The organism is Sneathiella marina (assembly GCF_023746535.1).
Taxonomy (GTDB): Bacteria; Pseudomonadota; Alphaproteobacteria; order Sneathiellales; family Sneathiellaceae; genus Sneathiella; species Sneathiella marina.
Genome location: NZ_CP098747.1, coordinates 3,701,737 through 3,714,874 on the forward strand (window position 1 = coordinate 3,701,737; position 13,138 = coordinate 3,714,874).

The 13,138-nt window shown below is 48.2% G+C and carries 15 protein-coding genes; 6 read left to right on the forward strand and 9 right to left on the reverse strand.

The window, feature by feature from the left end; translation table 11 throughout:
* Positions 1-65: 65 nt before the first annotated feature.
* The 4 genes from hslO to NBZ79_RS17835 all read right to left on the reverse strand — a co-directional run bounded on the left by hslO (position 66) and on the right by NBZ79_RS17835 (position 4,097).
* Entirely contained in the window at positions 66-986 is a 921-nt protein-coding gene (hslO, locus tag NBZ79_RS17820) for an Hsp33 family molecular chaperone HslO (protein ID WP_251934004.1), read from the reverse strand.
* 28 nt (positions 987-1,014) lie between these two features.
* Positions 1,015-1,944 (reverse strand): ornithine carbamoyltransferase, encoded by a 930-nt coding sequence (argF, locus tag NBZ79_RS17825; protein ID WP_251934005.1) that lies wholly within the window; start codon positions 1,942-1,944, stop codon positions 1,015-1,017.
* On the reverse strand, positions 1,937-3,112 hold the full coding sequence (locus NBZ79_RS17830; protein ID WP_251934006.1) for an aspartate aminotransferase family protein: 1,176 nt from the start codon (positions 3,110-3,112) through the stop codon (positions 1,937-1,939). The genes argF and NBZ79_RS17830 overlap by 8 nt, the downstream gene beginning before the upstream one ends.
* Before the next feature lie 148 nt (positions 3,113-3,260).
* Positions 3,261-4,097 (reverse strand): ABC transporter permease, encoded by an 837-nt coding sequence (locus NBZ79_RS17835; protein ID WP_251934007.1) that lies wholly within the window; start codon positions 4,095-4,097, stop codon positions 3,261-3,263.
* A 158-nt stretch (positions 4,098-4,255) separates the two neighbouring features.
* Between NBZ79_RS17835 and arsC the strand changes: the two genes are divergently transcribed.
* From arsC to NBZ79_RS17850, 3 genes are all read left to right on the forward strand, one after another.
* Positions 4,256-4,603 (forward strand): arsenate reductase (glutaredoxin), encoded by a 348-nt coding sequence (gene arsC, locus NBZ79_RS17840; protein ID WP_251934008.1) that lies wholly within the window; start codon positions 4,256-4,258, stop codon positions 4,601-4,603.
* Positions 4,604-4,765: 162 nt separating this feature from the next.
* Positions 4,766-5,950 (forward strand): acetyl-CoA C-acyltransferase, encoded by a 1,185-nt coding sequence (locus tag NBZ79_RS17845; protein WP_251934009.1) that lies wholly within the window; start codon positions 4,766-4,768, stop codon positions 5,948-5,950.
* 152 nt (positions 5,951-6,102) lie between these two features.
* The gene (locus NBZ79_RS17850) at positions 6,103-7,182 is read left to right on the forward strand and encodes a phosphotransferase (protein ID WP_251934010.1); all 1,080 of its coding nucleotides are present in this window, start codon (positions 6,103-6,105) and stop codon (positions 7,180-7,182) included.
* Between the two features lie 54 nt (positions 7,183-7,236).
* On the opposite strand, the gene NBZ79_RS17855 is transcribed toward NBZ79_RS17850, so the two are convergent.
* The 5 genes from NBZ79_RS17855 to NBZ79_RS17875 form a co-directional block, all read right to left on the reverse strand.
* Positions 7,237-8,109 carry a 3-hydroxybutyryl-CoA dehydrogenase gene (locus tag NBZ79_RS17855; protein ID WP_251934011.1) on the reverse strand — a complete coding sequence of 291 codons (873 nt, stop codon included), beginning with the start codon at positions 8,107-8,109 and terminating at the stop codon, positions 7,237-7,239.
* A 63-nt stretch (positions 8,110-8,172) separates the two neighbouring features.
* Entirely contained in the window at positions 8,173-9,102 is a 930-nt protein-coding gene (locus NBZ79_RS17860) for an electron transfer flavoprotein subunit alpha/FixB family protein (RefSeq protein WP_251934012.1), read from the reverse strand.
* Positions 9,103-9,849, reverse strand: a complete 747-nt coding sequence (locus tag NBZ79_RS17865; protein ID WP_251934013.1) for an electron transfer flavoprotein subunit beta/FixA family protein — start codon at positions 9,847-9,849, stop codon at positions 9,103-9,105. It abuts the gene before it with no gap.
* Between the two features lie 195 nt (positions 9,850-10,044).
* Positions 10,045-10,608 (reverse strand): cob(I)yrinic acid a,c-diamide adenosyltransferase, encoded by a 564-nt coding sequence (locus NBZ79_RS17870; protein ID WP_251934014.1) that lies wholly within the window; start codon positions 10,606-10,608, stop codon positions 10,045-10,047.
* 18 nt (positions 10,609-10,626) lie between these two features.
* On the reverse strand, positions 10,627-10,821 hold the full coding sequence (locus NBZ79_RS17875; protein WP_251934015.1) for a twin transmembrane helix small protein: 195 nt from the start codon (positions 10,819-10,821) through the stop codon (positions 10,627-10,629).
* Positions 10,822-10,896: 75 nt separating this feature from the next.
* On the opposite strand from NBZ79_RS17875, the gene NBZ79_RS17880 reads away from it, so the two are divergent.
* Genes NBZ79_RS17880 through NBZ79_RS17890 form a run of 3 tightly spaced genes read left to right on the forward strand, consistent with a single transcriptional unit; the run spans position 10,897 to position 13,127 of the window.
* Entirely contained in the window at positions 10,897-12,066 is a 1,170-nt protein-coding gene (locus NBZ79_RS17880; protein ID WP_251934016.1) for an NAD(P)/FAD-dependent oxidoreductase, read from the forward strand.
* A 20-nt stretch (positions 12,067-12,086) separates the two neighbouring features.
* The gene (locus NBZ79_RS17885; protein ID WP_251934017.1) at positions 12,087-12,281 is read left to right on the forward strand and encodes a tautomerase family protein; all 195 of its coding nucleotides are present in this window, start codon (positions 12,087-12,089) and stop codon (positions 12,279-12,281) included.
* A gap of 18 nt (positions 12,282-12,299) precedes the next feature.
* Complete coding sequence (locus NBZ79_RS17890) at positions 12,300-13,127, forward strand: YihY family inner membrane protein (RefSeq protein ID WP_251934018.1); 828 nt, start codon at positions 12,300-12,302, stop codon at positions 13,125-13,127.
* Positions 13,128-13,138 lie beyond the last annotated feature (11 nt).

Here is a 13,138-nt window from a genome sequence, read left to right on the forward strand (position 1 = left end):
ATCATTTTGTCCTCACCTGTAGTATGGGTTGAATATCCTACAATATTACCGAGCGGACTGTAATATCAACCCTGAGATTTTAATTCTTCAAGGCTGATTTCATACTTGTTGTTGCAGAACTGACAATCGGCAGTAATAACACCCTCATCCGCCATATCGCTCAAATCAGCTTCACCGAACGACTTCAAGGTCGTCAAAACACGATCGGCGCTGCAACTGCATTGGTCCAATAATTCCTGCGGATCATACAACCACACCCCGTCTTCATGGTACAGGTTATATAAAAGCTCCGAACTTTTAAGGATCGGGTTAATCAGTTCGCCTGCCGTTACGGTGGCCGCCAGGGCTTGCGCGTTTCTCCAGTTTTCCTCTTCTTCATCCTTCACAATCTCAAGGGAACTTTCATCCGGTAGCCGTTGGATCATTAACCCGCCTGCGCGCCATTTTCCGTCAACTTTATCAACAGCAATGCGCAAAAGCGTATCCAGCTGCTCGGATTTATCGAAATAGTTCTCCATACATTTTGCGAGGCTCTCTCCTTCAAGATCAACTATTCCCTGATAGCGGTTTCGCTCGACACCTGCATCGATCGTAAACGCCACATATCCCTTCCCCAGGAACCGTTCCACCCGGTCCCCGCTCCCCTTGGATTGCTCAGCAGTTGCCAGTCTATCCTCATCAAAGCCGGCATAGCCCCGTAAATTCCCCGGGGTCGTCATATCTGCGGCAATCATGGTAATCGGGCCGTCGCCCTTTGTCTGGACCGTAAATATTCCTTCAAATTTGAGGGCGCCGCCCAGCATCGCAGCCAAAACCAGTCCTTCCCCTAGAAAGGAGGCAACAATATCTGGATAAGCATGTCGGTTGAGAATGCTGTCAATGGCATCCCCCAAACGCACAAGCCGGCCACGCACCCCCGCTTTCGCCATTTGAAAGGGTTGAATTACATTATCGGTCAATATTTTCTGATCCAGCTCTTCAGGCATCTGGCACCTTTCTCAAATGGAAAATTGATCAGGACGTGCCGAGGCACCAACGCAAAACCGCTTTTTGAGCGTGCAGCCGGTTCTCCGCCTCATCGAAGATCACCGATTGCGGACCATCCATAACAGCGGTTGTGGCTTCTTCTTCACGGTGAGCCGGCAGACAATGCATGAAAATCGCATCCCCCGCTGCTTTCGACATCATTTCTTCATCCACCCGAAAGGGTGCCAGAATATTATGTCGGTTAGCCGCGTCATCCCCCATGGAAACCCAGGTATCGGCGACAATACAATGAGCTCCCGCCGCCGCCTCTTGCGCATCCTGGGTCACATGAACGTTCGCGCCAACTTCCTTGGCCCAGTCAAGAGCCCGGGAATCCGGCGATAATTCCGCCGGACAGGCCACCCGAAACTCGAAGCCAAACTGTCCAGCGGCGTGAATCCATGACGTCACCATATTGTTGCCATCGCCACTCCAGGTGACAATTTTGTCCTCAATGGATCCAAGATGCTCTTCAAATGTCATGACATCCGCCATAAGCTGGCAGGGATGGCTGTCATTGGTCAGGCCGTTAATGACGGGGACAGTCGCATACTCCGCCAGCTCTTGAAGTTTGCCATGATCATCAGTTCGGATCATGATCGCATCCACATAACGCGACAACACCCGTGCTGTATCGGCGATGGTTTCTCCGCGGCCCAGTTGCATGTCCGTACTGTTAAGAACAATCGTATCACCGCCGAGCTGGCGCATGGCCATATCGAAGGATACCCGGGTCCGGGTCGAGGGAAACTCGAATATGGCCGCAAGGGTATGCCCCTCAAGCGCGGCATCACCGTCAACAGTCCCGCGCGGCAACCCACTCCGCGCTTGTTTTACCGAGATCCCGTCATCAATAATATGACGAAGCGCCTCTTTCCCAATCATATTGAGATCTAGAAAGTGATTGGGACTAGCCATTTTCAAGCTCCGTGCAGGCCTCATCAAGGGCGGCGATCAATTCGGAAATTTGCGCATCTTCGATGATTAGCGGCGGTAGAAGGCGCACAACATTATCGCCACCCTTGGCCGCCAGCACGCCATGCTCCATCAACTTGCTCAATAGAAGCGAGTTTTCATTCTTGCATTTCAAACCAATATGCAGGCCAATACCGCGCAATTCTTCAACGACATCGGGATGACGGTCAACAATCCCCGCCAGGCCTTGTTTCAAATGATTTCCCATTTCCACCACATGGTCGAGAAAACCGTCCTCTGTCATGACATCGACGACGGCGCCGGCGACAGCCATCGCCATCGGGTTCCCGCCATAGGTTGAGCCGTGGCTTCCAACCGTCATTGCCTTTGCCACTTTTTCAACCGCAAGGCAGGCACCGACCGGAAAACCACCACCAAGTGCCTTGGCAGATGTCATGATGTCCGGTGCCATGTCCGCATGCTCATAGGCGAATAACTTGCCGGTACGGCCCATGCCGGTTTGAATCTCATCAAAAACCAGCAGCAGGTCCTGCTCATCACATAGTTTCCTCAATTCCCGCAGGAAGGCAGGTTCAACAACACGGATACCCCCTTCCCCCATGACCGGTTCAATAAGAATAGCCGCCGTTTCATCGCTGATTGCCGCTTTCACCGCGTCGATATCGCCAACGGCAATATGATCAAATCCATCCATTACGGGACCGAAACCGTCCAGCAGTTTATCCTGACCCGCCGCCGCGATCGTCGCCAGCGTCCGGCCGTGAAAAGATCCCTCAAATGCCAAGACACGGTATTTTTGAGGCTGTCCTTGGTCACTGAAATATTTCCGCACCATCTTGAGGGCACATTCATTGGCTTCGGCCCCGGAATTACAAAAATAGACGGCATCGGCAAATGTCGCATCGACCAGTTTTTGCGCCAGTTCTTCCTGCCCTGGAATGCGAAACAAGTTGGACACATGCCAGACCTTTGATGCCTGGTCGTTGAGCGCGGCCACAAGACGTGGATGCGCATGCCCCAATGAGCTTACAGCAATACCTGCGGCAAAATCGAGATATCGTCGACCATCATTTCCATAGAGATAGGGGCCGTCTCCTTTTTCAAAGGAAAGATCGGCGGGAGCATAGTTTGATAACAATGCCGGAATCATATGCTTTCTCCACAGTTTGAAATGACAGTACAAATTGGTGTAAGGGGCCTGAAACAACAGGTTTTCAGATTAACGAACCCCAGAAAGCGGCGAAGTATTGACAGGAGAGGCCTCTGTGTCAATCAAACTCTCAGTTTAGGGGGATTTTTTAGGCTTTCAGCTTGTATCCGCGTTTAATTAGGGCCCAAACGGTCACATACAGGGCGATATCGAGTATGGCAATTACGATAACACCAATCCAGACCGAACTATCCGATGAGCCGATAAAACCATATCGAAAGCCGTCAATCATGTAGAAGAACGGGTTTATGTGGCTGATCTGATACCAGACGCCTGTTAGCCGGTCGATGGAATAGAAGGTCCCGGATAAAAACGAAAGCGGCATAATCACGAAATTCGTCATTGCCGCCATATGATCAAACTTTTCAGATACGATCCCGCCGATCATTCCAAGCAGGGACAGCATTAAACCTGCACCGACAACAAAATACAGAACGGCCGCCCAGGAGTAAACGGTCAGGTCGATCAACAGCCACATGCAAAATCCAACGGCGACGGCAACAGCCATGCCGCGGGCCAGGCCGGACAGAGAAATTGCGAAAGTCAGTTCAGCCGCCGACAGGGGCGGCATCAGAATATCAACAATATTGCCCTGTACTTTGGAAATCAGAATTGAAGAAGATGTATTGGCGAATGAATTCTGAATAACAGCCATCATGATCAGGCCGGGACCCAAAAATGTCGCATAGGGCAGATCTCCCATATACCGCTCGCCATTTCCGAAAGCCAACGTAAAAATTGCCAGGAACAGCATTGTTGTCATCATCGGGGCGAAAACCGTTTGCAAGGGCACCTTGAGAAATCGCCGTACTTCTTTTGATAACAGGGTGTAGACACCCAGCCAATTCACCAACCCGATCTGGTTCTCGGGAACCATTGAGGGTGCGGTTCGTGTTTCGGTTTGCGGATCTGTTGTAGAAGTCATGGCGCATAGATATTCAATAAGTAAGAATTACGCAAGGAAACTATGACACGGCAAATTTTGAAACCGGCAATTGAAAAAATTCCATTCTGGATTACCTGTATTGACTACGCTAAAAAGAATAATAGCCGATCCATCAATTTTCTTGGGAGTCTCCATATATGTCTGTTGAAATGCTGCATAATCCGCGCTGTAGTAAATCGCGCCAAACTCTTGCAATTTTGGAAGAAAATGGAATTGAGCCAATAATCATCGACTATCTTTCGAGCCCGCCAAGCCTGGAGGAGCTTCGTGACATATTAAAATTGCTTGATATGCAACCGAGGGATCTCATGAGAAAAGGTGAAGCAGAATATAAGGAAAATAATCTTTCCGACGCAAATCTGACGACCGATCAGCTTCTTCAAGCCATGGTAGATTTCCCAAAACTTATTGAGCGCCCTATCGTACTGGCAAATGGCAAGGCGCGGATTGGGCGTCCGCCGGAATCAGTATTGGAAATCGTCTAAACCGGCTCTTTGGGAGACTATTTTCCCAGTTTTTTGGTTGCTAATCCGCTTTCTGCATTTTCCGTCTTTTCATTGTGCATGACACTATATAGAATTGCGCCCAATAGCCGCCGACACTAGGAAAGTGTCGTTTAAACAAGAATAACAAACAGGAGAAGTCCAATGGCTGAAGCCGTTATCGTATCCACCGCAAGAACCCCCATCGGCAAAGCATATCGCGGCGCCTTTAACAATACGCATGGTGCAGATATGGGAGGGCATGTCATCAAAAACGCGGTTGAACGCGCTGGTGTCGATCCTGCCGAAGTTGAAGATGTTATCTTTGGCGTTGCCAATCCCGAAGGAGCAACGGGCGGCAATATTGCCCGGCAGGCGTCTTTGCGTGCGGGCATGCCAATTACCACTGCAGGAACAACCGTCAATCGCTTTTGTTCTTCCGGGTTGCAAACCATTTCAATGGCAGCACAGCGCGTAATTGTCGACAAGGTGCCCGTCATGGTTGCCGGTGGTATGGATAGCATCAGCCTGACACAGAATGAACATTCGAATACTTTCCGGGCGCGCAATGAATGGCTGACGGAAAACAAGCCGGCTATTTACGACCCAATGCTGAAAACCGCAGAAACAGTCGCAACCCGTTACGGCATTACGCGAGAGCAAATGGATGAGTACAGCTTGCAAAGCCAGATGCGGACAGCCGCCGGACAAGAAGCGGGACGATTCGACAAAGAAATCGTGCCAATGACGACGACCAAAATACTGGTCAATAAGGAAACGGGCGAGACTTTGGAAGAAGAAGTCACATTGATGAAAGATGAAGGCAATCGCGCGAGCACAACGCTTGACGGTCTGGCCAATTTGAAACCCGTCCTTGGCGAAGATTGTTTCATTACAGCCGGTAATGCCAGCCAACTTTCCGACGGGGCGTCGGCATGCGTCGTTATGGATAGCAAACTAGCAGAGCAGCGCAATATTGAGCCCCTTGGTACCTATCGCGGTCTTGTCGTTGCTGGCTGTGAGCCCGATGAAATGGGTATTGGACCGGTTTTCGCAATTCCAAAACTTTTGGAACGTCATGGTCTTGGCATGGATGATATTGGCCTTTGGGAACTGAACGAAGCCTTCGCCGTTCAGGTTCTTTATTGCCGCGACAAACTTGGCATTCCCAACGATCTGCTGAATGTTGACGGCGGGGCAATTTCAATCGGCCATCCTTACGGAATGTCCGGTGCACGTCTTGCTGGTCATGCGCTTATCGAGGGCAAGCGCCGCGGTGCAAAATATGTTGTCGTGACCATGTGTATTGGTGGCGGTATGGGTGCAGCGGGCTTGTTTGAAGTAAACTAAGTATTCGCTCACAAAATTATTTCCCGGACGTTTGTAATGGATGTCCGGGATTTTTTTTGTCTTGATACTGGAATATGGTTAATGTGAAATATCTATAAACGTTGAGGCCCGATGAAATGGCAATCAACGTTGCTATTATAGGAACCGCTTGAATGACCGTATCGATACCGCGCAGTGTTGAAGAAATTACTCCTCAATGGTTCGAAGAAATCGTTTTCCCGAACTCCGGCTTTCCACATCTCAGCCGGATTACGAAAACGAATGTCGGCGAAGGCCGGGGATTTCTGAGCCAGACTTTTAAAGTGGGACTGCAATTCGAAGACACTGAATCAAATACTGCGCCAAAATCCGTGATTGTTAAACTTCAGCCGACAAGCGGCCTCTACCAGGCAACAGCAAATGAACTGCATGCTTTCCTCAGGGAAGTCAGTTTTTATCGTGATGTCGCACCAACAGCGCCTTTAAGGCTGCCGGAAATATATTTTGCGGATGCAACAGCCGGTGCAGGTGCATTGGTCATGGAAGATTTGGGATCCCTTGCAAGTGGGGATCAAATTCTGGGGATCGAGCATTCTCAGGCTGTCACGACTGCCCGTGAGATTGCCAAAATACACGCTGCCTACTGGAATAGCCCCAAACTCGAGAATCTGGATTGGGCCCCTGCACGGGACCACTTCAACTCTGACCATTATGCCGAATACTGGCCGAAATTTGCTAAAGCCCATGGCACGGTTATTGGCGCGGAAGCTCTCAGCATTGGGGCAAAGGTGGCTAAAAATATCGATTGGCTGGAAGAGAAAATTGCCAGCCGCCCCAGGTCAATTATCCATGGGGACTTGCGAGCTGATAACCTGATGTTTAGCAGGGAAACCGGCGGCAATGAGGTTGTTATTCTAGATTGGCAACTGGTCACTAAAAACCTTGGAACCATCGATATTGCTCGCCTTCTTGGCGGCAGCGAACCGATTTTGCAACGCCAGGGCCATCAAATGGAAATCGTACATGCGTGGTATGATTCTCTTGTGGAATCCGGTGTAACTGACTACAGCCGCAGCGAAGCTGAGGATGATTTTCGCCTCGGAATTCTGCACTGCCTGCTAGTTCCGGTTAGAATTTTTTCGACTGGAAAGGGAGCGATATCCGGACGACGGCAACAGCTCTTGGATACAATAATTTCAAGGTTTTTTTCAGCAGCTTTGGAATTAAATGCGGGTTCCGTATTCCCGGACTAAATTAAAAAGGGCGGATTAGAAATCCGCCCCTTCAAATCCTCGATGCCGCTTGACTTATCTTGTTGGCACGGGTTCATCCCCGGTGTAGTCGTAAAAGCCACGCCCTGATTTTTGACCAAGCCATCCAGCTTCGACATATTTAACCAATAACGGGCAGGGGCGATATTTTGTATCGGCCAAGCCTTCATATAAAACCTGCATGATGGCCAGGCAAACATCTAGTCCGATAAAATCAGCCAACTGCAAAGGACCCATAGGATGATTGGCACCTAATCGCATGGCTGTATCAATGGCCCGAACAGAGCCAACACCTTCATACAATGTGTAAACTGCTTCATTTATCATGGGAAGCAAAATGCGGTTGACGATAAAGGCAGGAAAATCTTCCGCCGGTGTCGGGGTTTTATTCAGACGTGTGGTCAATTGTTTGACTTTTTCAAAAGTCTCTTCATTGGTCGCAATGCCCCGGATCAATTCCACCAGCTGCATAACCGGAACAGGGTTCATAAAATGCATGCCCATAAACTGGTCGGGCCTATCCGTTACCGCAGCAAGGCGGGTTACAGATATAGACGATGTATTCGTTGCAATAATCGTTTCCGGCTTCAGCTTTACGCATATATCCGCGAGAATCACTTTTTTGATCTCTTCGTTTTCCGTTGCAGCTTCAACAACAAGATCAACATCAGACATCAGATCATCTGTAATCGTCGGATTTATGCGGGTTAAGGCCGACGCCATTTCCTCTTCGGTCAATTTACCCCGGCCAACCTGCCGCTGCAAATTTGTTTCGATGACTTTCAAGCCTTTCTCAAGCTGTTCGTTCGAAACATCCTTCAGAACCACATCAATACCCGCGACAGCCATAACATGGGCAATACCATTGCCCATTTGGCCCGCTCCAATAACGCCAACTTTATTAATCATCGCCTGTTCCTGCGTATATTGTGAACGTAATCATAATCCGGGTTTCTCGGCCCGCACAAGCCATTAAAGCTCCGCTTCCAATTCCGGAATTGCTTTAAACAAATCGGCAACAAGCCCGTAATCCGCCACCTGGAATATCGGCGCTTCTTCATCCTTGTTTATAGCAACAATGACTTTACTGTCCTTCATACCGGCAAGATGCTGAATCGCGCCAGAAATCCCAACCGCAATATATAGGTCCGGTGCCACAACTTTACCTGTTTGCCCGACCTGATAATCGTTGGGAACAAATCCGGCATCAACGGCCGCACGACTGGCCCCGACAGCTGCACCCAATTTATCAGCAACGGCTTCGATAAGCGGAAAATTATCGCCCGATTGCATACCACGGCCGCCAGAGATAACGATTTTCGCTGATGTCAATTCCGGGCGTTCGGATTTCGAAAGCTCTTCGCCAACAAAAGTCGACAAGCCGCCATCTGCTGTCGCCGAACCCGCTTCGATTGCGGCAGATCCGCCCGTTGCTTCAGCTGCTGCAAAATTCGTGGCGCGCACAGTGATCACTTTCTTTGCATCACCTGATTGGACTGTTGCCATGGCATTGCCAGCATAAATAGGGCGAACAAAGGTATCAGCAGAGATGATTTCCGTTATTTCAGAAATTTGTGCAACGTCTAACAGCGCGGCAACCCGCGGCAGAATATTTTTACCCGACGTCGTTGCCGCAGCAACAATTGCATCATATGCGCCAGCGAGGGAGACAATGAGGTCCGCAGTATTCTCCGCCAGAGAATTTGCGTAGAGACCATCATCTACAAGAACTACTTTTGCAACGCCGGATACTTTGGCTGCTTCATCGGCAACTGAGCTACAGCCAGATCCAGCGACAAGCACATGAACATCACCGCCCAATTCACCAGCTGCCGTAACAGCGTTTAAGGTTGCAGCGCCTAATGCGCTGTTATCGTGATCTGCAAGGACAAGAACAGACATTTATATAACTCCCTCATCTTTGAGCTTGCTGACCAGTTCAGCGACGGATTCTACTATAACACCAGCTTCGCGTTTCGCCGGTTCTTCAACTTTCAAGGTTGTCAGGCGCGCTGCAATATCAACGCCCAGATCCTCAGGAGATTTTTCGTCGATGGGCTTTTTCTTTGCTTTCATAATATTCGGCAAAGAAGCATAACGCGGCTCATTCAATCGAAGGTCCGTTGTCACGACAATCGGCATTTTCAGATCAAGTGTTTGTAGGCCGCCATCAATCTCGCGTGTGACTTTAGCTGTCCCACCGTCGAGATTAACTTCTGACGCAAAAGTTCCCTGAGCCCAACCCAGCAATGCCGCGAGCATTTGACCGGTTTGATTTGAATCATCGTCAATGGCTTGCTTACCGACGATAATAAGGTCTGGCTTTTCTTCATCCGCGACTGCCTTGAGGAGCTTTGCAACTCCGAGCGGCTCAACTTCCGCATCCGTTTTTACAAGAATTCCCCTATCTGCACCCATAGCAAGTGCAGTTCGAATTGTTTCTTGAGCGGCTTGCGGGCCAACAGAGAAAGCAACGACTTCTGTTGCAGTACCTGCTTCACGCAAGCGAAGGGCTTCTTCAACAGCAATTTCATCAAAAGGGTTCATGGACATTTTGACATTCGCGAGGTCTACACCTGTATTGTCCGCTTTAACGCGGATCTTTACGTTGTAGTCCACGACACGTTTAACAGCGACGAGAACTTTCATGGATCGGTTATCTCCAAGCCAATTTGCCTTCCGGGCCTACAAAAAACCGTTTTTTGCATCCGTAAAAGGTAGGGTTTCAATATTTATTTCGGCAGTGCACAATAAATACCAAAGGACCGTCTGTCAATTGACGGAAACCCATCGAAATATTTATTTAAAATCAGTGCTAAAATATCTCATTAACGACAAAAATTACTACCGATTGGCACCGGGAACCCACAGAACGTCTTCTTTTCCCTTATTATTGAGATACCGGCCCAAAACAAACAGAAAATCAGATAATCGGTTCATATAAACGACTGTTAATGGATTAATTTCTTCCGAATCACCTAAAGCGATAATCCGACGCTCCGCGCGCCGGCAAACCGTTCGCGCAAGATGTAAATGCGCCGAAGCGGGTGACCCGCCTGGCAATATGAACGAATTTAGTTCCGAAAGATCAGCGTTTAAACTGTCAATCTCCTGTTCCAGACGATCCACCTGCTCCTGGATTACTCGAAGTGGAGGATATTTAGGGTCCACCTGCTCAGGTGTACAAAGGTCAGCGCCCAAATCAAAAAGGTCATTTTGAATGCGCGAAAGCATAGCGCCGGCCTCTCCCGAAACCGCCAGCCGCGCAATCCCAATAACAGAATTTACTTCATCCACCTCACCATAGGCCACAACCCGTAGGCTCGTTTTACTGACCCGTGTACTATCCCCAAGAGAGGTATGTCCGGTATCTCCGCCACGTGTATAAATTTTTGTCAATTTTACCATAATATTGTTTGCTTACCGTCAGCCACCCGAACTGGCAGCCCATAAACTCAACATTATCAAGATAACGGCAATCGCCTGCATCAAAATTCTTAGACGCATAAGCTTGTTGCCGTATTTGCGATTAAACTCACCTCCCCTTGCCATTGTTAACACTCCAAACAACAGAACGAGAGCAGTTGCGACAACCGCAGCGATAATGAAATAATTCAGCATGGCCTGCCAATAACATAATATAAATGAATCCGAAGAGACGCTACACTATAGAGTGCGATCTGGACAGAGGGTTTCATGCAAGTTTTTGAAGATGTTGTCATTATTGGTGGCGGTGTTATTGCCGCATCCATTGCTTATTTTTTACAATCATCAGACAGCTTTGCGGGCTCGGTATTGGTGATTGAAACGGAATTCGATAACAATAATTCGTCTTGGGACATTTTTCACCAGCAGTTCTCTTTGCCGGAAAACATGCAAATGGCGCAATTTGCCCAAGAATTTCTGGCGGGCCTCAATCGGTTTCTTAGGGTTGAAGATAACCCGGTTAATGTCAATTATCGGGAAAACGGCTATCTTTTTCTAGTTGAAGATCGAGACATTCCCATACTTTACAATATGAACAGTCTTCATCAGCAATACGGCGCATCCGTCAGCTTGTTGGATCCGGAAGATTTAGCGCGTGGGTTTCCATGGTTAAATAACAGCGATCTTGCAGGCGGATCCCTTGGGTTAGCCGGAGAAGGCGGTCTAAATGCAGGATTTTTACGAGCTGCATTCCGTGAAAAAGCCAGATCACTTGGAGTACGATTTCAAACTGGAGAACTGGTCGATATTGCCAAAGGCAAAAACCGTGTAAATTCAACCACGCTTTCAAGCGGTCAAACTATCAGCTTCAATATGATTATTAATGCGGCTGGCACTGATTCCGCTAGAATAGCGCATATGGCAGGGATTAATCTCCCTATGGAAGCGCGCAAGCGTCAAACCTTTTCCTTCAGTAGCAAAGTGCAATTAGAAGAAAGTCCAGTTATTGTAGATCCAACGGGGGTGCATTTTCGCCAGGACAGAAACCTATTTTATGCGGGCTACACATCGCCCCGAGAAAATGACCCCAGCTGCGTCGGTACAGAAATCGATTATGATGTATTTGAAGAACATATTTGGCCAGTTCTTTCGCATCGTATTCCGTCTTTTCAAAAGATTACAATGGAAAAGGCCCTGTCAGAACATGACACTGTTAATGTATTTGATCAGAGCCCGGTTTTAGGATCACATCCTGTACTGACCAATTTTTATTTCGCGAACGGCTTTATGGGCCGCAGCGCTCAAGCCTCTCCAGCTGTTGGCCGAGCAATCGCTGAATTGATTGACTTTGGGGGGTATCGCACTCTGGATCTTTCCCGCTTTTCTTTTGATAGAATGGTGACAGGCGAAGCCATTTTGGAACATACTGTCCTTCAATAACGTTATAATAAGGAAAGAAAATGCCAATTATCAGGGTTGAGATGTTCGAAGGCCGGGATCCCGAGACAAAACAGGAATTAGTTAAATCCTTAACAACAGAAATGGTGCGCGTTACTGGATGCGGTGAAGACAGTGTCAATGTAATCATTACCGACGTGAAAAAAGAAAATTGGGGAATGGGAGGAGATCTCGCAAGTCAAAAGTTCCCGGATTAATTCCCGCTAGGAAATATCTTGAAGAAATTCGAAATTCTAAAAATACTGACTAAAATCTGGAAGCATTTTTCTCGCCATCATTGCATGCGAATGGCAACCGCTTTGAGTTACCAGACTTTGCTCGCGATTGTTCCCCTGGCTGCTGTAGTTTTCGCGTTATTTACCGCCATTCCGGCATTTGACCATCTCGAGGACAAAATTTCCCATTTTCTATTTGAAAATCTTTTACCAGAAAAATTTTCAGAAATAGATGCTGTGCTTCAGGGTTTTACTATTAACGCCAATCAATTAACTATGGTCGGCTTGGCTGGAATTGCTGTGACTGCTTTGTTTTTAATGTCCAGCATAGAGGAAATCTTCAGCCAGATTTGGCAGGTAGAAGCGACACGAAATCCCTTCAAGAGATTTATCATTTATATTCTTATCACCCTCATTGGCCCAATCGCAATTGGCACCAGCCTCACTCTCGTCAATTGGATCATCGATATTAGTGAAGATGCCACTGGATATCAATTGACAAAATCCATGGAGTTTTTGAGCGACCTTATCCCGATCGCATTACCATTTATCATTTTGTTCCTGCTTTTTCGCATTGTCCCTGCATGCAAGGTATTGTGGCGGCACGCGGTGGTAGGAGCCGCGGTTTCAACGGGACTTTTTCTCGCCGGAAAATCTCTATTCAAACTTTACTTGCAATATTTTCCGTCATACGAAATCGTTTATGGTGCGATGGCGGCATTCCCGATTTTTCTTCTTTGGCTATATGTAAGCTGGGGCATCGTCTTGTTCGGGGCCACCATCACTGCTGTACTAGGACTTGAGCATATGACTAAAAAGGAAGCTTAGTGGCCCTAACT

Bases quoted from the DNA above. Each gene is read 5' to 3' on its own strand.
- NBZ79_RS17870 (WP_251934014.1), bottom strand. From the start codon at position 10,608: ATGGTAAAATTGACAAAAATTTATACACGTGGCGGAGATACCGGACAT.
- NBZ79_RS17880 (WP_251934016.1), top strand. From the start codon at position 10,897: ATGCAAGTTTTTGAAGATGTTGTCATTATTGGTGGCGGTGTTATTGCC.
- NBZ79_RS17855 (WP_251934011.1), bottom strand. From the start codon at position 8,109: ATGATTAATAAAGTTGGCGTTATTGGAGCGGGCCAAATGGGCAATGGT.
- NBZ79_RS17860 (WP_251934012.1), bottom strand. From the start codon at position 9,102: ATGTCTGTTCTTGTCCTTGCAGATCACGATAACAGCGCATTAGGCGCT.
- hslO (WP_251934004.1), bottom strand. From the start codon at position 986: ATGCCTGAAGAGCTGGATCAGAAAATATTGACCGATAATGTAATTCAA.
- NBZ79_RS17865 (WP_251934013.1), bottom strand. From the start codon at position 9,849: ATGAAAGTTCTCGTCGCTGTTAAACGTGTCGTGGACTACAACGTAAAG.
- argF (WP_251934005.1), bottom strand. From the start codon at position 1,944: ATGGCTAGTCCCAATCACTTTCTAGATCTCAATATGATTGGGAAAGAG.
- NBZ79_RS17845 (WP_251934009.1), top strand. From the start codon at position 4,766: ATGGCTGAAGCCGTTATCGTATCCACCGCAAGAACCCCCATCGGCAAA.
- NBZ79_RS17835 (WP_251934007.1), bottom strand. From the start codon at position 4,097: ATGACTTCTACAACAGATCCGCAAACCGAAACACGAACCGCACCCTCA.
- NBZ79_RS17830 (WP_251934006.1), bottom strand. From the start codon at position 3,112: ATGATTCCGGCATTGTTATCAAACTATGCTCCCGCCGATCTTTCCTTT.
- NBZ79_RS17875 (WP_251934015.1), bottom strand. From the start codon at position 10,821: ATGCTGAATTATTTCATTATCGCTGCGGTTGTCGCAACTGCTCTCGTT.
- NBZ79_RS17885 (WP_251934017.1), top strand. From the start codon at position 12,087: ATGCCAATTATCAGGGTTGAGATGTTCGAAGGCCGGGATCCCGAGACA.
- arsC (WP_251934008.1), top strand. From the start codon at position 4,256: ATGTCTGTTGAAATGCTGCATAATCCGCGCTGTAGTAAATCGCGCCAA.
- NBZ79_RS17850 (WP_251934010.1), top strand. From the start codon at position 6,103: ATGACCGTATCGATACCGCGCAGTGTTGAAGAAATTACTCCTCAATGG.